This window comes from Desulfonatronum parangueonense (assembly GCF_054656975.1).
Map to the genome: position 1 here is coordinate 4,436,345 of NZ_BAAHXH010000003.1, position 21,620 is coordinate 4,457,964.

Genomic DNA, 21,620 nt, shown 5'->3' on the forward strand with positions numbered 1-21,620 from the left:
GTTTGGTTCGTCCCGGATCAGCAATCTTCAACATCTCAACTCAGCGGATAATTCATGAGTCTATTGCAAGCCGCCGTTCTGGCTCTGGTCCAGGGTCTGACCGAATTTTTACCTATTTCCAGTTCGGCCCATCTGATACTTGTCTCCGTCATCACCGGCTGGGAAGATCAAGGTCTGACGTTTGATGTTGCCGTGCATATGGGCAGCCTAGTGGCCGTGGTCTGGTATTTCCGGGCGGACCTGCTTGAAATGTCGCGAGATTTTACGCGCTCCCTCACCGGAAAAGGGCACACATCAAGCTCCCGGCTGGCGTGGGCCGTTATCCTCGGGACCATTCCCGTCGGCCTGGCCGGCTTGATCTTTCGGGACGTCGTGGCCATGCACCTTCGTGACCCATTGATTCTTGCCTTTGGCCTGATGTTTTTCGGACTGCTTCTCGGTCTGGCGGACTGGCGCCATACGGGCGATCGCGACGAACATAGTCTGACGTGGAAGGATATCCTGGTTATCGGCTGCGCCCAGGCCATAGCCTTGATACCCGGGACATCCCGTTCCGGGATCACCATGACCGCCGGCCTGTTCATGGGCCTGGGCCGGGATGGCGCCGCCCGTTTCTCTTTTTTGCTCTCCATTCCGGTTATTTTCCTGGCCGGAACATTGGAAGCCAGACATCTCTTCAACCAGCACGAGCCCGTTCAATGGGGCATTATCGGGGTTGCGACATTGCTTTCCGGGATCAGCGCCTATCTGTGCATTCACTATTTTCTGAAATTCATCCGCACCGTGGGGATGCAGCCTTTTGTGGCGTATCGTCTTCTGCTCGGAATGCTGCTGGTTTGGTTATACGTATAATTGCTGTAACTATTCAGTACTTTTGATTCCATGGAGTGAATTGGTCCGGCTTGTTTCGATTTTTCGGCATCGCCTGTCTGACTGAGTCAGGATTCGTTCATCGAACCATTGCCGGACGCTTGAAGCGCTAAATGCTGTTAATTCAGGCAATGGTTCGATGTTACGAAGCCGACGAAGGAGTTGCGAGGCCGAAAAATCGAGACAAGCCGGGCCGCAGCTGAGTAGTTACTAATTGCTTATATAGGATTCCTGGATGTCACTGAAGCAACAAGGTACTTTGTATGGGATAGGCGTCGGACCGGGGGATCCTGATCTGATGACTTTGGCTGCGGTGAAGGCGTTGGCCATGGTGGAAACGGTGTTTGCGCCGGCTTCAATCAAGAACGACTTTTCTCTGGCTCTGGATATTATCCGACCTCATCTGCGGGAAGGCGTCGTGATCCGGCGGCTGGACTTTCCCATGACCCGGGTCGATGAAATTCGGCGCCGCGCCCGAATGCAAAATGCCCAGACCGTGCTGGAGCACCTGAATTCCGGCCAAAGCGCCGCGTTCATCACCCTGGGCGATCCGTTGATTTACAGCACCTTCGGGCACTTGTCCCGAGATATGCGCAAATGCGATGCCGATGTCGACATCCGAATCATCCCCGGCATTACCTCGTATCAGGCCTCGGCGGCACGACTCGGGAGGACATTGGTCGAAGGGGATGAGTGTCTTGCCGTGGCCACGGGAAATGCGGAGCCGGAGCAACTGGATCGGCTTTTGGACGCCGCCGACGCAGTGGTGGTCTTGAAACCGGCCAAGCGGTTTGCGATCCTCAGAAATGCCCTGAGAGACAAAGGATTGGACAAGAGGGCAAGGTTGGTGGTGCGTTGCGGGTTGTCGGACGAATCCGTCTATTCCGACCTGGACCACGTTCCTGAACAGCTCTCCTATTTTTCTTTATTGCATATTGGGCGCAACCGGGAATGATCTGGATTTTTTCCAAGGGGTTGCATTTGGATCGGGGTGACTCCATCAAAGTTGCTAACAAAAAAAGCAACTGCTCAAAAAGGTCGGGCGATAAGGTTTACAGTGCAAGGAGTTTCTCCGGGATGAAGTTTCGTTATTCAACTACTGGGGGCCACGCTCCAGCAGGAACTATGTCCTCAGTGCGCTACACCGCTGCCGCATTGGGGTGCGGCGCTCCCTGGATTTAACCGTTAATTGCCCCAAGTTTTTGAGCAGTTACAAAAAAAAGCGATTCGGCTTTGCCCGAATCGCTTTTTTTGTTGAAATGCAAGATGCAGCTATTCCAACCATTTATTCTTGTCGTATTGAAATATCTCCGTAACCTGCCGCCCACGGACCTTCTCGAAGGGACCCAGGACCACCGCCTCGCGGGTGGGAGCCAAAAATTCATAAGTCCATTCCACATATTCCAGAAGACCGATGTAGCTCAATGGCGAGCTGGAGCTTGTCTTGACGGACCAGGAAACTGAATCCCGGTCGACCTGCATGTAGCGAGCGAGGTAGCCCTCCGAATGGGGAATGATTTCCATCTTTCCAATACGGGAGGCAAAATTACGATCAATCTTGTCGATCCATCTATGTGAAAAGTCGGCGAATTGTTGTTCGACATGACTTGGTATTGAAGGAATCGCAAGAACGTCACGCCCCGAGGCCACCAAATGCATGGGCGTCAGCAAGAGCAGGAAAAACAGCACCAGGATTCTTTTGTAATTCATGGCATGATTGCTTGGTTAAAGGCCCCCTCCCCGGATGAGGAGGGGGATGCGAATCGGACGTTATTCGAAGCGGATTTCCACGCGACGGTTCAGGGAGCGACCTTCGCGAGTATTGTTGTCAAAGCGAGGAGCGGTCAGCCCGAAAGCCAGGGTCTGGATGCGTTCCGCGGCAACTCCCTCGTTGACCAGGAAATCGCGGACCGAAGCAGCGCGGCGTTGGGAGAGGCCCATGTTGTAGTCCGCGGGGCCGATGTTGCAGGTATGACCGTCGACTACAACCGTTCTGCCGGGGCGGGCCTTGATGATTTCAGCGGCTTCTCGAAGGACGGGAACGAACTCGGAACGGATGTTGGAACGATCGAAGTCGAAGTTGATGTTACGGAAAACAATGACTTCTTCCACCGGCGGCGCGGGGGCTGGTTCCGGTTCGACAACAGGGGCGGCGGGAATGATTTCGATGTCGTAGAATACCCTGCGCATGAAGTCGTCGCGCTTGGCGTCGTCCAGCAGGTCCATGCCGTCCACGGCGACAGTGCAGGGGTTGATGGCGGCGATTTGCTCCACCAGGGCTCTTTCCGCCGGGGTTTGCGCAAAGCTGATGACATGGAAGCAGATGTTGTTGCCGTACTTGGCATACATGTCTTCCAGAATCGGCAACGGATTAGGGCCGAGGTTGGATTCGCCGTCCGTGGTCATGATCACTGCACGGCGATCGGAAAGGCCGGAAACGACGGTGTCCAGGGACTGCAGGCCAAGTCCCATGGGGGTCAGGCGTCCAAAAATGTCGTACTGGTCTTGCAGGCTGTCAATGCCCTGTCCCAGACGTTCCTGGGCATACGGAGCCGGAGCGATGTACTCCTGGAAAGGGCCGTAAGTATAGAGACCTGCATTGAACGTCATGTTCGGAATATCGTTGTTGATAGCCTGCAATATCTCTTTTACGTAGCCGATTTTTCCCTGCTTGTTCGGGTCGTGGCGGGGCGCCAGCGAATTATGGGTCTCATTTGGGGCACTCATGGCCATGGACCCGGAATGATCAACAAAGAACAGAAAATTCTCTGCTCTGGGGACAATGCGTTCAGTCTGGGCCATGGCGGCTGTCGCCAAAGAAAGTGCGAGTAAAGCCGTCAATGCAACCAATACAAGCTTGGAAAACCGTTTGTGCATAGTGCAACTCCTTTCAAAAGGTGTACAGGACGAGTGAACCTCAAAACCTTAGTTGTTTTTAGAGGGACGGATTGCGTCTGCGATCAGGGAGCAGCTTCACCTCCTTCCCAATAGCCATGGGGCATTTAAAATATCAGAAATTTTATCCAAGTACTGAAAAAATCACAAGTGGCCGGGAGGGGAACCGTCAGATGGATCTCTGGGCAGAATAAAGTAGAAGTTGTTGCCCATGGGCGTCGGCTCATACCCCATACGACCACCATGCAGCTCAATAATTTGTCGGATAAAGAACAGCCCGTGGCCTGTGCCCGGCTCATCATCAACATTGCCGGCCCGAAAGCCCTCCCTGAAAAGCATGTTTCGCTCCATTTCGGGAATGTGCGGTCCGGTGGAAAAGACGTTCAACTTGATGCCGTCACGCTGATGGCCGAAAAAGTTCGGCATATCCTGCCAGCCATAAGAAATGAATTTAACCTCCTTGCCTTGAAGATCCCGAACGGGCGCGGTATATTTGACAGCATTGGAAAAAAGGTTTGCGTACACTTGATTGATCAGACCAACATCCACGACGACTTCGATTTCCTTGTCCGGAATTCCGGCCCATGCGATTTCAATACCGCGGGCTTCAAGCTCGGATTTGAAACGTGCGATCTGAGGGTCGATGATCTGACTTTTGAAATTGCAGATCCTTCTTTCCAGGACATATCGTCCCTGCTCAAAGTGGCTGCGGCGCAACAACGTCTCCAGAAAAAGACTGGTGTTGTCGTAGTGGCGTAAAATTTCGCGGAACTGATCCTGAAGCGCGTCATGAAGATACGTCAACCTGTTATCGAGCTGTCGAACCTGGGCATCCTGGGGGAGCGGGGGAGCCTGCCCGGATAAGGCGGAAAAATCCTTACTCAGTTCTCCCAGGGCATTGATGGTTCCCTCCAGGCGACGATAGAACAGCTTGAAATACATGTTCGGAACCACGACGTTGTGGCCGATGTCCTTGACCAGACTGCGAATGAAATGAAGGTGTTCCTGGTTTTTTTGACTGATCAATCTGCTGTGCAGTTGAAAGCCGATGCGATTGGCGTACTTCTCGAAAAAAAGACGATCGTGGTCGTTCAGCGACTGCTCTGGAAAAATATCCAGAATGCCGATCAGATTGCCTTCCAGCTTGAGCGGCAGATAGTTCTGAAGTTCAAGGTTGCCATGGATCGGCAGATAGTAATGACCGTCGCGAGCAGTGGGAGCAATGAAAAACGGGATGTACATGCCGGAATTGATCTGTCGTTGGGAATCGTAGCATACCTTGAAATGCTCGACCTTTTCCTCCAGAAACAAGAACAGCGTACATTCCAGATCAAAAAAAACTTTGGGCACCAGGGCGCATATGGTCATCAGGTCCCGGAAAGAATCAAATTCCTGGGCCAAGTCAAAAAAAACATTGAGCGCCGTGCTTTGCAGGGATGAGAAATTATATTCTGCGTAGTCATCGATTTTTTCGTGGATGCGCTTTTGAACGATCAAAGCCCGTGAATATTCAAGGCAGAGAGATGTATATTCCATTGATGCTCTTTCAGACATGCACAACTTCCGAAATTTTTTTTTGTTCGCAAAAACTCACTTGAAGGTTCGGATGCAACGATTGGCGATATCACGAACTTCTTCGACGATTATGGAGAATCAAATCACTTGCACTCGGTATTTGTTCCCACGGGACCGCGAAACCAGGGCAAACGGGCCAGTTCCTGTTTCATGATGAGAAATTGCCGAACAGTTGGGAGCATTGTTGAACAGATAGGCTAATTGGACAGTAGTTTTCGAGATGAAGTCCGTTCGATAGTCGTTTCAAGAAAATTGTGCATTGTGATCAGGCCACCTGCTTTGTCTCGAGAGGACCTTCGGTAGTACGCAAGCAATCATACGAAGAAATTTCATCGCAAACAAGACATATTTTTTTGGCGGAATTTCCGGTCTTGAATTGTCGGACAGGACTTTAGCCGAATCATCGCCTTCCCACCTTTTTTTGTCGTAATTTCAGGTTGTTAGCCTTCTCGTCTGCGTAAGACCCTTCTTCCCTCTCCAAACTTAATGAATAAGATTCAATATTTTAATGTTTTATCGAGTTTTGTGTTGACATTGTTAGACCCTACTGATATGCCTTGCGCATGGCTCACCTGCACAAAAAGATCAAAAAGGGTAGACCCTACTACTATGTACGGGAGATGGCACGGATCGATGGCAAGCCGAAAGTCACCAACCAAGTCTATCTTGGTTCGCCAGAGAGAATCATGGAATTGGCAAAAGGCGCTGGCGCTACGTTAGAAAAAATTCAGACCCAGGAGTATGGATCGCTGTGGCTGGCCAATTTGATCGACCAAGGTGTCGGGATTGCCAAGATCGTGGACGAGGTGGTTCCCAGGGCAAAGAACGAGACCGGACCATCTGTTGGCGAGTACTTCCTTTACGCAGTCTTCAACAGGATGATTCACGCTCAGTCCAAAAGAGCTCTGACGGGTTGGTACGACAAGACTGCCGTCCAGCAGATCAGGCCGGTGGACATCAAGGCATTATCCTCGGAGAAATTCTGGAAGAAATGGGATAGGGTCAGTCAAGGCCAGATTGAGTCTATCGCAAGGAAGTTCTTCGCAAAGCTGGCGCAAATTGAGATATCCCAATCCGACTGCTTTCTTTTCGACACCACCAACTACTACACTTACTTGGCCGGCAATACCGAGTCTGATCTCGCTCAGACGGGGAAAAGCAAAGAGGGCCGCTACTGGCTTCGCCAGGTAGGGCTTGCCTTATTGGTGGCCAGGGATACCGGCCTGCCTTTTTTCTATCGAGAGTATCAGGGCAACTGCCATGATTCCAAGGTGTTTCAGTGCGTTCTAGAGAACGTTGTGGATGCCATGCGCAAATATGGTCGGCAAGACGTGACTGTGGTTTTGGACAAGGGCATGAATTCCGAAGACGCCATGGACGTCATTGACGCCATGGACGGCGTGCATTTCGTGACCAGCTACTCGACGTACTTTGTCGAGGAGCTTATCCATGTCGACAGGAAAAAGTTTATCGTCGCGGATACCGAAAAAAATCGGCGACTTCGTGAACTCGGCAGAGAGGACGATCAATTGACTGCTTGGCGAAGCACCGGGGAGTATTGGGGTCAGACGCGCACGGTGATCGTGACCTACAACCCCCGGACCGCCTCCAAGCAACGGTATAAATTCGAAAAGAAAATGCGAACACTCCAATCGGCTTTATACGAAATCCGATCAAAGGTTCGTTCCAGGGCTGCCCAGTGGCGCGACGAAGACACGATCAGGGAGCGCTACCGAAATATTTGCCGGGATCTGTATCTTCCAGACAGTCTTTACGATCTGAGTTTCGCCGTGAAAAGTGGAGGCTTGGTCATGAGCTTTCGCAAAAACTATTATCGAATCGAGCGACATATCGATAGGTTCGGAAAGAATGTGCTGATCACGGACAGAATGGATTGGAGTACTGATGAGATTGTCAGGGCCAGCCTGGATAGGTACATGGTGGAGCAAAGCTTTCGCCAAACCAAGGACAATGACTTGGTCAACATGAGACCTATGCGGCACTGGACAGACAGCAAGATCCGCTGCCACATCCTGTGCTGCATTGTTGCCCTCTCCTACCTGCGCCTCTTGGAATTGCGCTTGACAAAAGCCGGACTGAAGCTCTCCGCGGCCACGATAATGCAGCAGATGCGCGCACTCCATTCATGTCTTTGTTGGAATGCCGGCGCCCGAAAGGCGATCCGTAAACTTGAGGAACCAAACCAAGCCCAGGCCCAGATAATGAAAGCTATGGGGTACGAAGTGAGCAATGGGGTCTTACAGGAATTGTCCGGATAATGCACCGGAATTGTGAGTTATTTTAGAAAATCTAGGTGCGATCTGCTAAACTCCTGTCGGATACGCGTTGGGGGGGATGAAACGGCTTATCCAATCTTTACAAGAATGGAAGGCCTATCGTAGTGAACGTGCGAAGATGTTTGGCAGGTGAATACAGGTGAACGATATGCACGATCAATCATTGTTTGACTCTTTTTTTCAAGGAAAGTCCTTGACGTTTTTGGAACGACTCATTCAGCTCAGCCTGGACGAGGACGGCGATGATTTGACGTCCATAGCTCTTTTTTCCGAGAATGATCAGGCGGAGGCCACCATTAAAGTCAAGCAGGATACTCAGGTGGTTGGACTGCCTCTCGTAACCTTGATCCTCTCGCGTCTGCCCGGTCCCGTGCAGGTTGATTTTGTCGTGCCGGAAGGATCGCAAGTCGTTTCCGGTACTCGTGTCGCGAAATTTCATGGACCGGCGACAACACTGCTCAAGGCGGAACGGGTGATGCTTAATTTCATCGGGAGGTTATCCGGTATAGCCAATTTGACACGAAATTTTTGCGACCGGATTGCCGGAAGCGGCGTGCTGTTGCTGGATACGCGAAAAACCACTCCGGGGTTGCGGTATCCGGAAAAATACGCCGTGGCCATGGGCGGGGGAACCAATCATCGGCTGGATTTGAGTGAAATGCTGATGCTCAAGGACAATCATATTGACCGGGCCGGAGGGATTACCCCCGCGGTGCGGCTTTTGCTTGCCGCCTATGATCCTTGTCCGCCCATCGAGGTGGAATGCAGAACGCTGGAGGAGGTCGCGGAAGCCGCTGCCCTGCCTGTGCAGCGAATCATGCTGGACAACATGAGCCGGGAAGAAATGGCGCGGGCTTTGGCCATGGTGCCCTCCGGCATGGAAACGGAGATCAGCGGCGGGGTCAATCTGGAAACCATCGCCGAACTGGCGACGCTGGGCCCGACATTCATTTCCGCCGGCGCACTGACCCATTCCGCCACCTGCGCGGACATCAGCATGGACATCTATCCTGTTTCCGGGAAATGAACTCAGATGAAAGTCAATGCTTAAGCAACTCAGATGATGTCCGGCATTCGATATTTTTTCCAAAACCGTAAGGATCTCGCTTCATGAATGAACTTCTATCCGAAAAAATCACGGCACTTCGGCAGCAGCTCGGCTCTTCCCTGGCCATTCTCGGGCATCATTACCAAAGCGATGACGTTGTTCGGCACGTTGACTTCCAGGGCGATTCTCTGGAGCTGGCCCGGAAGATACCGGACCTGGACGCCCGGTATATCGTCTTCTGCGGCGTTTCCTTCATGGCTGAGACGGCGGCCCTGCTGGCCAAGAAAGAACAGTCCGTCCTGATACCTGATCCCAAGGCCCACTGCTGCATGGCCGGCACGGCCCCGACGCAGCGGGTGGCCAAGGTCCTGCAAGAAATTACCGACCTTGGGCGAAAGGTGATTCCCCTGGCCTACGTCAATTCCACGGTTGGCGTGAAGGCGCTGTGCGGAGAATATGGCGGAAGCGTGTGCACGTCGGCCAATGCCGCGACCATGCTGGAATGGGCCTTGGGCCAAGGGGACTGCGTTCTTTTTCTGCCGGACAAGAATCTGGGGATGAATACCGCTGACCTGCTGCGCATTCCGGAGCAGGAGCAGGCCGTGCTGAATGTGCGGGACAAGGACGGTCTGAACCCGGATTCTCTCTCCAAGAAGCTGCTGTTCTGGCCGGGGGTCTGCGCGATCCATTTTCGGCTCAAGCCGGAGGATGTCCGGCTCGTTCAGGAAGACGACCCTCGACCCCTGGTGTTCGTGCATCCGGAATGCGAACCCGGCGTTGTCGCATTGGCGGATGTGTCGGCTTCCACGTCCGGGATCATTCGGGCTGTCCGGGAAGCGCCGCCGGGGGCGACGATCTACATCGGCACGGAGGACAATCTGGTCCTGCGCCTGGCAAGGCTGCATCCGGACAAGCACATCTATCCGCTGGGGGCGGGCTATTGCAGCGCCATGCTGAAGATAACCGAAGCCAAGCTCCTGGACACGCTGGAAAATCTTGACGAGCATGCGGCGGTGCAGGTTGATCCCGCCGTTGCCCCCAAGGCCCGCAAGGCCCTGGAAACGATGCTGGACGTCATGGCGGGCAGAAAATGATCGATACCGTTGAGACACGAGCCCTGGTCATTGGTTCCGGCATTGCCGGTTGCGTCGCGGCCCTGACCATCGCCGAAGCCGGCGTGGACGTGGTTTTGATCTGTGCCGGTCGTCAGCTGGACGACGGGAACACCGCCCTGGCCCAGGGAGGGATTGTCTACCGCGGGCTGGGGGATTCCGCGCAGCTGATGGCCAAGGACATCATTACCGCCGGCTGGGAGTTGAATTATCCCCGCGCGGTCCGGTTTCTCTGCCGCAAGGGGCCGGAAGTCCTGAACAAGATTTTTTTGGAAAAGCTGGCCGTGCCCTTTGCCCGTGAGGAGCACGGCGAATATCACCTGACCATGGAAGGCGGGCACAGTCGCCCGCGAATCCTCTACAGCGCCGACTATACCGGGCGCGTGATCATGGACAGCCTGATCGTGGCTGTACGCAAAAATCCGCATATTCGGGTGATGACCGAAATGACGGCCATCGACGTCCTGACCACCCATCACCACAGTCATTCCCTGGAAATCCGCTACCAGATCGAAAACCAGTGCGTTGGAGCGTATGTGCTTGAACACTCCACGGGAATCGTGCGCAGATTTCTGGCGGATTATACTGTCCTGGCCACGGGCGGAATCGGTCAGATCTACCTGAACACCACCAACACGTCAGGCTCCCTCGGTTCGGGTTTTGCCATGGCTCACCGAGCCGGGGCCAGACTGATGAATCAAGAATACATTCAGTTTCATCCGACATCCCTGTTTCACCGCGGTCCGCGCAAGTTCCTGATTTCCGAGGCTGTGCGCGGCGAGGGGGCAAAGCTGGTCAACGTGCACGGCCATGCCTTCATGGCGGATTACGATCCCCGCGCCGATCTGGCGCCCCGGGACGTGGTAACCAGGGCCATCGTGGACGAAATGGTCAAGACCGGCGAGGATTTTGTCTATCTTGACGCGGCGAACTACATCGACATGGATATCGAGCGGCGCTTCCCGACCATTCATCAAAAATGTCAGGAACATGGCTGCGATATGGCCAAGGAGCCTATTCCGGTTGTTCCGGCAGCCCACTACTTTTGCGGTGGAATCCTGGTGGACGAGCATGGGCGGACCACCATCGAGCGGCTCTATGCCGGCGGCGAGTGCGCGTGCACCGGGGTTCACGGGGCCAATCGCCTGGCGAGCACCTCACTGCTGGAAGGACTGGTGTGGGGACATTCCATCGGGCAGGACATCGCCCGGCGCGTGAAGCGCAACGCCATGTTGAACAGCCGCTTGAAATCCTCCATTGCGCCGTGGTTTGCCCTGGGCCATCGCCAGAACGAGGACCCGGTTCTCGTGAGCCAAGATTGGGCGACCATCAAGCATACCATGTGGAACTACGTGGGCATCAGGAGAACCACGCCGCGCCTGAAACGCGCCTTCGACGACCTGCGCGACCTGAACAAGCGCCTGCACTCCTTCTACAAGGAAACCCAGGTTTCCAAATCCCTGGTGGATCTCTTCCACGGATGTCAGACGGCCTACATCATCACCACGGCGGCCATGCGCAATCCTCAGAGCAAGGGATGTCACTACCGGGATGATTCCTAGCCGCAACCCGCTGGGCAACCCGATCCTTCTCGACCGTGACTGATTTTTCTTCTTCCTCCCCGCATGCCTCCTCCTGGAGAAGCTACCGTGGCCGGTGTGGACCTGGACCGGGGGAGATAGGCTTCCAGGTGGTGGTGGCGCAGACGGATCTTTGGGTGGTCGCTGAACGCGACTTGCGCCACGAGGTGCTGCAGGCGGTGAATGCATGCCGCGCAGAGTTGCAAACATACATCGCGGTCCAGCCTGAGTTCGGGACCAGCCTGGCGCCGGTGGAAGTTCGGCCGAAGGCCCCGGAGGTCATCCAGTCCATGGCCCGGGCCGCCCGGATCTGCAACGTCGGCCCCATGGCCGCCGTGGCCGGGGCGGTGGCGCAATGGGTCGCCGGCCAATGCACGGCATTCAGCCCGAATCTCATTGTGGAGAATGGCGGTGATCTTTTTCTGCAATCGACCAGAGAGCGCGTTGTCGGCCTGCTGGCGGTTCCCGGAAGCGAGATGAGCATGGGATTGCGGCTGACGCCGCGGGATTTTCCCTGTTCATTGTGTTCCTCCTCGGCCACCATCGGCCACTCCCTGAGCTTTGGCCAGGCCGATCTGGTGGTGACGCGCTCCAAAGACGCCGCCCTGGCCGATGCCGCGGCCACCGCCCTCGGCAACATGCTGCAATCACCCCGGGACATGGCCCGGGTCATGGATCAGGCCAAACGCTTCGCCCGGCATGGGCTGGACGGAGTCTTCGCCCAGTGCGGGGATCAGGTGGGCGTTTGGGGCAAGATGGACTTGGTTTGCCTTGAATCGTCGGATACCACTCAGCAAATGTAACTGCACAAAAAGAAAGGGCTGTAACATAGTTCCTTCCGGAAAATCTTTTGTTTCCAGATGAAAACTACGTTATATGGGGAATGCCTGGATTCCGGCTTTCGCCGGAATGACGGATGAAGGAGATCGCATGTTGAAGTCATACCGGCGAAGGCCGGTATCCAGGTCATGCTTGCTCAAAATTTTGGAAGGCTTACCCTTTCCTGCTACTCAAGTTGAGTAGTTCCAATCATAGTAATACATGCACCTCAACTGAGACGCTACGGTGTCTCTTCCTTTTCCGGAACAATCTCCAGCAGATCATGTTTCACGGCCCAATGCAGGCAGAAGCGAACGGTCTGATGATTCGTCCGGGGGGGGATCTGATCCATTTTCGTCATCAGCTCAGCCATTGTTACCGGCTTGCGGGCGCAAAAAAGGATCTGCTTGATGACCGCCGGCGGGACAAGATCTTCCAGCCCGGCGTAGATGACTGGAAAATCTCGGCCGGAGTAGATTTTCTCACCGATTCGGGAGCAGATCAGTCTTGTTTCCGAAGTGATGGTCGAGCGGTGAAACCCGGAGAAAATTTCGGCATACGGAAGCTCCAGAGGATGGGGAGAGTGCTTTTCGGACCGCTGGGCAATCTCCTGCTCCCAAAGGTGGTCCCAGAGGACAAGGTGTTGCCGGATCAGATCCGGCCAGGAGTAATGGGTTTTGACATGGCGTTCGGCCTGTCGGCCCATGTCGCGGCGAAGATCAGGGTTGTCGATCAGTCGGCGCAAGGCCTCGGCCAGGGCAGGTACGAGCACGGCGGTTTGCTGCGCCAGGAGAAACTGGACCTCATAATCCGGGATCAACCCAGACAGCATGTCGATGTCTTTAGAATTCCCGGGGCCGAACGTCGGTATCAGAAACCCGGTGCGTTCATGAAGAACAATATCCCGGTAACCGCTGTAATCGGCGGCGATGACCGGCAGCCCGGCCAGGCCTGCCTCCAGAAGGGTCAACCCAAAGGTTTCCTGGGGATTGTCCGCCAGGGAGATGAAGATGTCCGCGGCGGCATAGAGTTCCTGTTTTAGTTCGTCGTCCGGGCGGGGAACAAGCCGCACCGGAAGCCCCACGTTCCTGGCCAGCGCGGAAAACGTCCCGGGAAAATCGTCCTTCGGTTCAGTCCAGCCGGCGATCACGAGCAGTACTTGAGTATCCTTCTTTGAAGGAATGCGTTGCCATGCCCGGAGCAGGGGCAGCAAGTCCATTTTTGCATGGGGTGAGATCCTGCCCAGGACCAGCAGCACGCAGGTTTCGTCGGAAGTTTGCAACCTGTCTCTGCCTCTGTGGCGCATGATTTCGGGAGGGTCAGGGGCGTGAGGAGCCTTCATGCCCAGGGGAATGATAGATACGCTTGGCTGTGGGAACCGTTGCCCATCCAGCACGAAAGATCGGCGCAGATGGGCGAAATAGGATTGCACGGCGTCTTTTCCCGCGTGTGACGTGGCGATGATCCCATCCCTGGACGTACATCCCGGCCAAAGGTGAGCCAGAAAATGGGCCGGATAGCCAGGATAACTCAGGGAATGCGTGACGCTGGTGACGGGAAAGAGGCGGTCGGAACAGGCATTGCGCAGTCGGGCCAGGGCCGGGGGATGATTGATGCAGTCCGAAAGATGGAAGCAGTAATAATTGTTGGACCGCAAGGCTTGCGGCAGTTCATGGCGCAGAAAAAAGCGGACGTGGCCGGTATTCAAAAAATCTGGAAATCGTTGCCTGAAAAGCTCCCCGGTCTCTTGTACTTCCCTGGGGGTGGCAAGGAAGAAATGGTAGGCGTCGAAGGGGTCAAGATCGAAAAGAGCCGACAGGAACTGCTCATTGGCCACCCTGCGGCCCCAGATCGCCCCGGATTCGAGAAACGGATCCAATGTCGCCCAGATTCGAGGCTGTGTTTTCGCCATGGAAGCGCCCTTGGTAAAACGATATCTCAGCGATTTCTGAACCGGCCGTCCCTCTTGCCACTGTCCTGATAATCAACGAACTTCTTCGTAACTGCTCAAAAAGATCGGGCGACGAGTTTTTCTGTGCACCGATCCCATCGACGCGAAGTTTTGTGTCCAAGCCACGGGGGCCATATTCCAGCCGGAACTTTGCCCTTTGTGCGTTACACCGCTTGCCGCACTGGGGTGCGGCGCTCCCAGGATTTATCCTGTTGATTGCCTCAATTTTTTGAGCAGTTACACTTCTTCATATCAAAATCAAAATCGAAATCGAAATCGAATCGAATCATCGAGGCAAGCAGTGCATGACTCTCCGGCCTCATTCGGGATGGTTTAAGCTGGCGGAAAAACACGTTGACACTAGAATACCCGGCAGCCATTCCGGTACCGAGATGCAGTAGGGGCGGTTCGCGAACCGCCCCTATGGTAGGCCGTGCATCCACATCGGGGTTGCTCAAGGCACCTGACGCCCGTCAACTGTCAACCTGTTCTGACCATCCTCTTCCTCCCCCCGAAATCAGCCTGCCTTGCCCGCCTCCTGGATGTCCCGGGTCCGGATCTCGGCCCGCTTGATCTTGCCGCTGATGGTCTTGGGCAGTTCGTCGAGGTACTCGACGACCCTGGGATACTTGTAGGGGGCGGTCAGGGATTTGACATGCTCCTGGAGTTCCTTGGTCAACGCTTCCGAAGCCGAATATCCCGGAGCCAGCACTACCGTGGCCTTGACCGCCTGGCCGCGAACCGGGTCCGGAATGCCGGTGACAGCGGCTTCCACCACGGCCGGGTGGGTGATCAGGACGCTTTCGACCTCAAAAGGTCCAATCCGGTAGCCGGAACTCTTGATCAGGTCGTCCACCCTTCCCAGAAACCAGAGGTATCCCTCCTCGTCCATCCAGGCCTTGTCGCCGGTATGATAAAACCCTCCGGCCCTGGACTGGGCCGTCTTTTCTGGCTCATCCAGATAGCCGGTGAAAAGCCCCAAGGGATTGCCGCCATCGAGGCGAATGCAGATTTCGCCCTCCTCCCCCGGCGCGCAGGGGTGCTGGTCGTCATTGAGAAGCACCACGTCCCAGCCCGGACTGGGCTTGCCGATGGAACCCGGCTTGGGCGTCATGAACGGAAACGTGGCGACCTGCAGAGTTGTCTCGGTTTGTCCGTAGCCTTCATAGATGGACAGTCCGGTGGCTTCTTTCCAGGCATGAAACACGCCGTCGTTGAGCAGTTCCCCGGCAGTGGTGCAATGGCGGAGACTGGAGAGGTCCAGGCCGGAGAAATCCTGGCGAATCAGGAACCGGTAGACCGTGGGCGGCCCGCAAAACGAAGTCACCTTGTGCTCGGCCAGGAGCGAAAGCAGCTTTGCCGGATCGAACTTTCCCCGAAAGTCATGGACGAAAACAATGGCCCCGGCCATCCACTGGCCGTAGAATTTTCCCCAGACCGCCTTGCCCCATCCCGTGTCGGCCAGGGTGAGGTGAATGTCGCCCGGTCGCAGATCATGCCAGTGGACACCGGTGGTATAGTGACCCAGCGGATAGGTATGTACGTGCTCGACCATCTTCGGCGGCCCGGTGGTGCCCGAAGAAAAAAAGATCAGCAGGCTGTCCTTTCCGCCGGCTACGTCTTCGGGCCGGGGAAATGTTTCGTCGGCTTCGGAAACGATCGCGGCGTAGTCCAGCCAGTCCCGTGCCGGAAGCGTCGCTTCTCCGGCTCCGACATGAATCAGGGTGCGCAGGCCGGGACAATCCGCAAGGGCGGCCTGAACAACGGGAGCGACTCCGCCATCCACAATTGCGGCCTTGATGCGGGCGAAGTTGACCCGGTAGACGATATCCTTGGCGGTGAGCAGGGCCGGGGACGGCACCGCCACGGCGCCGATTTTGTGCAGGGCAAGCATGCTGATCCAGAACTCCACCCGCCGGTGCAGGATGAGCATCACCCGGTCGCCTTTGCCCAGGCCGAGCTTGCGGAGGGCATTGGCCAGCTTGTTGGATTCGTGTTCGAAGAAGCCAAGGGTGTAGTCCTTGCGTACTCCGGCGTCGTCAACATGGATCATGGCCGGGCGGTCGGGATCCTGCCGGGCCTGTTCAGCCAGAAAGTCAAAAGCAAAATTGTAGTTTTCAGGTATGTCGATTTGAAAGGATCTTACAAAATCTTCGTATGACGTGGTGGAAACGTTCATTGGTCGCTCGTTCTCGATGGGATGTTAAAGAATTGCGTCGCGGGCTACTGCGCTTTGCAGAAGGGATCAGGGGTGGGAAATCGAAACCCGCCATGTTCCGTCACAGCCGGCTTCCCGATAATGGTGCGGGATTTTCGGCAAATTGAAAGGCAGTTGGCCCGCGAAAACCTAGATGATGACGTCCAGAAACGTGGCTTCGGCCTGATCCAGCCCGCGCAGCGCATGGGGCGTCCTGGACGTGAAGTACAAGCTGTCCCCCGGTTCCAGGATGAGGATCTGGTCGCCAAGGCGGAGTTCCAGCTTACCGGAGATCATGTGGATGAATTCCTGTCCAGCATGCTCGGTGAATGTCAGCTCTTCTTCCGTTTTCGGCGGCACGGTTACCAGAAACGGCTCCATCCTGCGGCCGGTGAAACTGAAGGCCAGGCTTTTGTAGGTGTAGTCCTTGCGCCGGTCCACGCTCATGCCTTTGCCGCGGCGAACCAGGGCATGGTTGTGCAGATGGGCCTCTCCACCGGAGAGCAGGACGGTCAGGTCCACGCCGCAAGCCCGGGCGGTCTGAAAAAGATGGCCCACCGGAATTTCCACGGTACCGGATTCGTACAGAGCTACCTTGTCCGGAGTGGATTCGATCCTGGCAGCCATTTCCTCGACGCTGAGGTCAAGGGCTTCGCGCAGACCCCGGAGACGCGGGGCAATATGAGTGTAAGGCGGGTCTTCCTGGGATGATGGGGGGATTGGTTGAGACATGAGTACCTTATTGACGTGTTGAAATCAGGTTCAGAGCCATGGTCAGGGCATTGCGCAGACTTTCCGGAGAAGCCGCATCCCGGCCGACGAGATCGTACCCCGTGCCATGGTCCGGGCTGGTGCGCACATAGGGCAGGCCAAGGGTCATTTGGATGCCGGCATGAAAATGGAGCAGCTTGAAGGGCGCCAGCCCCTGGTCGTGATACATGGCCAGGACAGCGGAAAAGTCGCCGAGCCTTGCGCGGTGAAAAACCGTATCCGCGGCCAACGGGCCGACCACGTTCCATCCGCGGGCCGTTGCTTCGGCAACTGCCGGCGCGATGATGTGTTGCTCTTCATCGCCGATGCTCCCTTCCTCGCCGGCATGCGGATTGAGGCCGCATACCGCAATAGGTCGGCGCATGTCCATAGAATGTATCAGCTTGTGCGTCAATTCCAGCTTGTGGAGAATCAGCTCGGTGGTGATCATTTCCGGCACGGCGCGCAGTGCCGGATGGGTAGTGGCCAGGCTGACCCGCAGCTCCGGGCCCCAGAAATGCATGCAGACTTTGTCCGGAGTCAAGCCGGCGCGGGTGGCCAGGAATTCGGTATGTCCGGCAAAATCGAATCCTGCCTGCTGGAGCATGGCCTTGTTCAAAGGGCAGGTCACCAGGGCCTGAACCGCGTGGGAAGCAAGCAGAGCACAAGCGACTTCAAGGGATTCGCCGGCGGCTTTGCCTCCGGCTGTGGCGGCCAGCCCCGGCTGAACCGGCAACGAGGCCAGGCATGGTGGCGAGTGGAGATAGATTCCGGGAGGCTGCAGCGAGATTGACTGCGCATCCGGCAGGGGGTGCCAGAAGGGCAATCGGCTCTTGGTTCGCAAATGATGCTGCAGAGCCTGCTCAGGGCCGATGATCAGGATTCGGTGTGACGTGCTGGTGGAATTATTGAAAAGTCGACAAACAAGCTCCGGCCCCAGCCCGTTTGAATCGCCAAGAGTCAGAGCGACTGTGCAGGGATGTGAAACCGCCGGAAGCCCGGATTGCGCCTCAGGAAGCATACGCAGGGGACATGATCATATCAAAACCGGTGAATCAAGACTTGTCGGCAGTTTGGACACGTTGTTCATCAGAAATGCAATTGGTCATATGGTCGCGGCTGTGGTCATGTGTCTTTCGGCTGCGGGGAGAGGGTGAGACAGTCCTCCCGAAAAATGCAACCGGTCTGGTCGCAAAAGCCTGACTCGGCCCGAGCGAAACAGTCGAAGTTGCCTTCATCAAGCTGGATCATTCGGATGGCCTGGATCTTGGTGATGCCGATGCCGTACTTGATTCCTCTTTGCTTGGCCATGGCCCGGATTTCGTTCATTTTCATCGGTAAACGTCCTCATTTTTAGGTTGTAGGCATGGTTGCACGGTAATCCCAATCGATCAGCTTATCCTTGATAAAATCAGGTGGACAGATCAGAGCCAAGATCAGTGTAGGCCCGGATATATTCCCGCGCCGCGCTGGTCCATGAGAAATCGGTACGCATGGCCCGAACCTGCATTGCATTCCACTGCTGGCGCTTTGACCAAAGGTCCAGGGCCTGATTAATGCTTTCCAGAAAAGCGTTTGATTCGGCGGGGGAGAAAATGAAGCCCGTAGATTCCGGGTGGGGATAACTGACGATGGTGTCCAGCAGACCTCCAACCGCGGAGGCGACGGGCAGGCTGCCGTAACGGAGACTGTACATTTGGGTCAGGCCGCAGGGTTCATACCGGGAAGGCATCAGGAACAGATCAACGCCGGCCTGGATGCGGTGGGCCAGATCTTCCGTGTATCCGATCCGTGCCACGAAACGACCGGGATAGGTTTCCATCATGTCCTGGAGCAAGGCCTCGAACTGCAGATTGCCTTCACCCAAAACCACGACGCAGACATCACGACGGAGCAGTTCGGGCAGGATGTCCAGAAGCATGTCGATGCCTTTTTGACGACGCAGACGGCCGACAAAGCCAAGCAGGGGGCGGGTAAGCATTTCCGGATCCAGGCAGAGTTCATGGAAGAGACTTTCCTTGCAGCGCTGTTTGCCTTTCAGCAGTTCCGGCGAGTAGGTGCACGGGAGAAACCGGTCCTGGCGGGGATCCCAAATTTCGTAGTCCGCGCCGTTGAGGATGCCCCGCAGATCCGTGGCCCTGTACTGAAGAATACCTTCCAGTCCGCATCCGAATTCCGGTGTGAGTATCTCTTCCGCGTAGGTCGGACTGACCGTGGTGACCATATCCGCGTAGGAAATTCCGCTTTTGAGGAGATTGAAGTCTCCGAAGTATTCGGCCCCGCCGCTGTGCCATGCCGCATGGGGCAGTCCGGAGTGCTGGAAGAGGCGGTAGGCGAAGCGCCCCTGGAACGCCAGGTTGTGGACCGTCATGACGGACTTGGTGTTTTCCCAGAAGTGATCGACCTTGCGCAGGAAGTGCAGGTATGCCGGCACCAGTGCGGCATGCCAGTCGTGGGCGTGGATGATGGCCGGGGGATGGGCCAGCCGCCGAGTCCACTCCATGGTGGCTCGGCAAAAGAATATGAACCGCTCGCAGTTGTCGAAATAATCACCCTTATGGGTGCAATACAAAAAGCGCCGGTCGAAATACTCTCCGCGGGAGATGAAGTAGACCGGCAGGCCGTGGTAATCGGCCAGAAAAATGTCAGCTGTGGTGTCCGGCCATGGGTAGCCGACGGGACAGTCCTCGTAGATCAGCCGCAAGGGAAATTCGCTGCTGGCGAGCCGGCCGTAGAACGGAGTGATCACCCCGACATTGACGCCAACCCGGGAAAGAGCCAGCGGCAAGGCACCCATGACGTCCGCGAGGCCCCCTGTCTTCGAAAACGGGTACATTTCCGAGGTCACGAACAGGACCTGAGGATAGGTGTCCATATGATTTTCTCCCGTCAACGGCGTCCGCTGGCTTTCAGGGAATGGGGTTGTTCAGGGGCTGAAAGATACGCAAATAGTCTTGAAGGATTCGGCCATGGTCGAAGGCCAGGTTCGAAGGCAGGGCGTCCACAGGAAAAATTCCGACTTTGCCCGCATCGTCTCCGGCTTTCATTTGTTCCGGGTTGACGGCCTGGGCCGTGTAAACCGTGCTGATGGTGTGCTGGCGGGGGTCACGCCGGGGATCGGAGTAGACGCCGAGAAGACCGGTCAGCTCGACATCCAGGCCGGTTTCTTCCCGAGCCTCCCGTACCGCGGCCTGCTCCGCGGATTCTCCATGGTCGATGAACCCTCCGGGCAAGGCCCAGCCGGGTGGAGGATTGCGACGTTCAATGAGTACGATACCCTTTCCAGGGATGTTGATGAGGATGTCCACCGTGGGGACGGGATTGAGGTAATCCTCCAACAATTCGGCGCAGTGGGGACACTTTTTTTTAATCTTTGGCATGATCACACGATGATGTTGAGAGACGGTGAGAGAACACAACAGGTGTCAGGTTGTCAAACATCGAACTTGGGTTGAACCGGGCATTGGTGGTGAAAAAATAGTAAACGCACACATCATAAAGGGCAATATATTCGTATCCACTGAGCAAACTGATGCTGTTGCCGGTTTGAGCATTGTGATCGGAGTCGGTATCGGAGTAAATATCGGTATCGGTATCGGTATCGGGGTCGGTATCGGAGCCATTTAGAGGGGCAACCCAATGTTTTGAAATCGATACCGATACCGATACCGACCCCGATACCGATTGCCGGAGGAAGAGCGCAGAATATGTACTGAATGGTAACTGGCAGCGGCACTGAAATAAGATATCCGCGGTTGAAAACTCCTGATCCGTCCCGGGGGGCAGGCAGGACCTCATCTTGGCAACGAAGTCACCGCGGCCTCGATGCTGAAGGTCTGCTTCGACGCGCCCTCCTGGTTTTCAGGTTGCCGGACGGCGATGATTCCGCCCGAAGGCTGCACCACGTTGTTGACGCCGCTGAAAATGCTGAAGGCCACGCTGCCTGAGCCGCAGGCGGTTTCGGGAACGAAAGAATCGACCGCCGGGACATGAACATAGGGGATAATTCGGTTATCCGTATACAGGACAGCACCGAAGGCCGGCATGGAAAAACGGGAGCAGAGATCCGCGAGGGACGCCTTGTCAATATCAGGGCATTGCGCCAATGGAAGCAGGATGAATCCAATGCCTTGCAGCAGAATGATGTTGTCGTGTCTGCTCCACGTCAGGGGCACTGTGATGACGGTTGTGTCGGCGTGGTTGCTGTAGAAAAAGGGCTGCTCCAGGCCGCTGACCTCGATCCAGCCTTGTGGTTCCAGGGTGGACGCAAAGGCCAGAGAGGCATTGATGCAGAATTCACCACCCATCATGTCCATTCGCGGAGGGCGGGAATCATTTTTCATGAATCCGACCTGCTCCACCTCCTGGAGAAGCTCGGCCACCAAGGCCTTCCGACTGCCTGAGGGGCAGTCCCGGACAAGGGCCGTGGCATTGCCCCCGGCAATGAGAAACTTTCGGATTTGCATTCATCCTCCGTGGATTATGTGCCAGGCTGATTCAGAAAGCTCGCAGCGGCGAACAGCCAT

At 55.7% G+C, this 21,620-nt stretch carries 19 protein-coding genes; 8 read left to right on the forward strand and 11 right to left on the reverse strand.

From position 1 onward, the window contains the following. Nucleotides 1–54: 54 nt before the first annotated feature. Nucleotides 55–852, forward strand: a complete 798-nt coding sequence (locus ACYQ15_RS19830) for an undecaprenyl-diphosphate phosphatase (RefSeq protein ID WP_459939213.1) — start codon at nucleotides 55–57, stop codon at nucleotides 850–852. Nucleotides 853–1,105: 253 nt separating this feature from the next. Next, complete coding sequence (gene cobI / locus ACYQ15_RS19835) at nucleotides 1,106–1,825, forward strand: precorrin-2 C(20)-methyltransferase (RefSeq protein ID WP_459939214.1); 720 nt, start codon at nucleotides 1,106–1,108, stop codon at nucleotides 1,823–1,825. Between the two features lie 317 nt (nucleotides 1,826–2,142). Here the strand turns inward: cobI and ACYQ15_RS19840 are convergent, their stop codons facing one another. The 3 genes from ACYQ15_RS19840 to ACYQ15_RS19850 all read right to left on the reverse strand — a co-directional run bounded on the left by ACYQ15_RS19840 (nucleotide 2,143) and on the right by ACYQ15_RS19850 (nucleotide 5,301). After that, on the reverse strand, nucleotides 2,143–2,580 hold the full coding sequence (locus ACYQ15_RS19840; RefSeq protein ID WP_459939215.1) for a hypothetical protein: 438 nt from the start codon (nucleotides 2,578–2,580) through the stop codon (nucleotides 2,143–2,145). A 60-nt stretch (nucleotides 2,581–2,640) separates the two neighbouring features. Further along, nucleotides 2,641–3,747 carry an OmpA family protein gene (locus ACYQ15_RS19845; protein WP_459939216.1) on the reverse strand — a complete coding sequence of 369 codons (1,107 nt, stop codon included), beginning with the start codon at nucleotides 3,745–3,747 and terminating at the stop codon, nucleotides 2,641–2,643. A gap of 162 nt (nucleotides 3,748–3,909) precedes the next feature. After that, a complete protein-coding gene (locus ACYQ15_RS19850) occupies nucleotides 3,910–5,301 on the reverse strand; it encodes a GAF domain-containing sensor histidine kinase (protein WP_459939217.1) in 1,392 nt (463 codons plus the stop codon). A gap of 602 nt (nucleotides 5,302–5,903) precedes the next feature. Here ACYQ15_RS19850 and ACYQ15_RS19855 point away from each other — a divergent pair. The 5 genes from ACYQ15_RS19855 to ACYQ15_RS19875 all read left to right on the forward strand — a co-directional run bounded on the left by ACYQ15_RS19855 (nucleotide 5,904) and on the right by ACYQ15_RS19875 (nucleotide 12,180). Next, nucleotides 5,904–7,619, forward strand: coding sequence for an IS1634 family transposase (locus ACYQ15_RS19855; RefSeq protein WP_459937859.1), 1,716 nt, complete (start codon nucleotides 5,904–5,906; stop codon nucleotides 7,617–7,619). A 211-nt stretch (nucleotides 7,620–7,830) separates the two neighbouring features. Next, nucleotides 7,831–8,664 (forward strand): carboxylating nicotinate-nucleotide diphosphorylase, encoded by an 834-nt coding sequence (gene nadC / locus ACYQ15_RS19860; protein ID WP_459939218.1) that lies wholly within the window; start codon nucleotides 7,831–7,833, stop codon nucleotides 8,662–8,664. Nucleotides 8,665–8,747: 83 nt separating this feature from the next. Next, the gene (locus ACYQ15_RS19865) at nucleotides 8,748–9,779 is read left to right on the forward strand and encodes a quinolinate synthase (protein ID WP_459939219.1); all 1,032 of its coding nucleotides are present in this window, start codon (nucleotides 8,748–8,750) and stop codon (nucleotides 9,777–9,779) included. Then, nucleotides 9,776–11,359 carry an L-aspartate oxidase gene (gene nadB, locus ACYQ15_RS19870; protein WP_459939220.1) on the forward strand — a complete coding sequence of 528 codons (1,584 nt, stop codon included), beginning with the start codon at nucleotides 9,776–9,778 and terminating at the stop codon, nucleotides 11,357–11,359. The genes ACYQ15_RS19865 and nadB overlap by 4 nt, the downstream gene beginning before the upstream one ends. 35 nt (nucleotides 11,360–11,394) lie before the next feature. Beyond that, on the forward strand, nucleotides 11,395–12,180 hold the full coding sequence (locus ACYQ15_RS19875) for a UPF0280 family protein (RefSeq protein ID WP_459939221.1): 786 nt from the start codon (nucleotides 11,395–11,397) through the stop codon (nucleotides 12,178–12,180). A 257-nt stretch (nucleotides 12,181–12,437) separates the two neighbouring features. On the opposite strand, the gene ACYQ15_RS19880 is transcribed toward ACYQ15_RS19875, so the two are convergent. The 7 genes from ACYQ15_RS19880 to ACYQ15_RS19910 all read right to left on the reverse strand — a co-directional run bounded on the left by ACYQ15_RS19880 (nucleotide 12,438) and on the right by ACYQ15_RS19910 (nucleotide 20,474). After that, nucleotides 12,438–14,108 (reverse strand): glycosyltransferase family 4 protein, encoded by a 1,671-nt coding sequence (locus ACYQ15_RS19880; protein WP_459939222.1) that lies wholly within the window; start codon nucleotides 14,106–14,108, stop codon nucleotides 12,438–12,440. Between the two features lie 556 nt (nucleotides 14,109–14,664). After that, the gene (locus ACYQ15_RS19885; RefSeq protein ID WP_459939223.1) at nucleotides 14,665–16,326 is read right to left on the reverse strand and encodes an AMP-binding protein; all 1,662 of its coding nucleotides are present in this window, start codon (nucleotides 16,324–16,326) and stop codon (nucleotides 14,665–14,667) included. A gap of 168 nt (nucleotides 16,327–16,494) precedes the next feature. After that, nucleotides 16,495–17,076, reverse strand: coding sequence for a helix-turn-helix domain-containing protein (locus ACYQ15_RS19890; RefSeq protein WP_459939224.1), 582 nt, complete (start codon nucleotides 17,074–17,076; stop codon nucleotides 16,495–16,497). 7 nt (nucleotides 17,077–17,083) lie between these two features. Next, complete coding sequence (gene pdxA / locus ACYQ15_RS19895; RefSeq protein ID WP_459939225.1) at nucleotides 17,084–18,115, reverse strand: 4-hydroxythreonine-4-phosphate dehydrogenase PdxA; 1,032 nt, start codon at nucleotides 18,113–18,115, stop codon at nucleotides 17,084–17,086. 104 nt (nucleotides 18,116–18,219) lie between these two features. Further along, nucleotides 18,220–18,429, reverse strand: a complete 210-nt coding sequence (locus ACYQ15_RS19900) for a hypothetical protein (RefSeq protein ID WP_459939226.1) — start codon at nucleotides 18,427–18,429, stop codon at nucleotides 18,220–18,222. Between the two features lie 76 nt (nucleotides 18,430–18,505). Continuing rightward, nucleotides 18,506–19,969: a glycogen synthase GlgA gene (gene glgA, locus ACYQ15_RS19905; RefSeq protein WP_459939227.1), complete on the reverse strand. Its 1,464-nt coding sequence runs from the start codon at nucleotides 19,967–19,969 to the stop codon at nucleotides 18,506–18,508. A 34-nt stretch (nucleotides 19,970–20,003) separates the two neighbouring features. Next, nucleotides 20,004–20,474, reverse strand: coding sequence for an NUDIX domain-containing protein (locus ACYQ15_RS19910; RefSeq protein ID WP_459939228.1), 471 nt, complete (start codon nucleotides 20,472–20,474; stop codon nucleotides 20,004–20,006). A 25-nt stretch (nucleotides 20,475–20,499) separates the two neighbouring features. Here ACYQ15_RS19910 and ACYQ15_RS19915 point away from each other — a divergent pair, with 25 nt between their 5' ends. Next, a complete protein-coding gene (locus tag ACYQ15_RS19915; RefSeq protein ID WP_459939229.1) occupies nucleotides 20,500–20,721 on the forward strand; it encodes a hypothetical protein in 222 nt (73 codons plus the stop codon). Between the two features lie 167 nt (nucleotides 20,722–20,888). On the opposite strand, the gene ACYQ15_RS19920 is transcribed toward ACYQ15_RS19915, so the two are convergent. Further along, nucleotides 20,889–21,560, reverse strand: a complete 672-nt coding sequence (locus ACYQ15_RS19920) for a hypothetical protein (RefSeq protein ID WP_459939230.1) — start codon at nucleotides 21,558–21,560, stop codon at nucleotides 20,889–20,891. Nucleotides 21,561–21,620 lie beyond the last annotated feature (60 nt).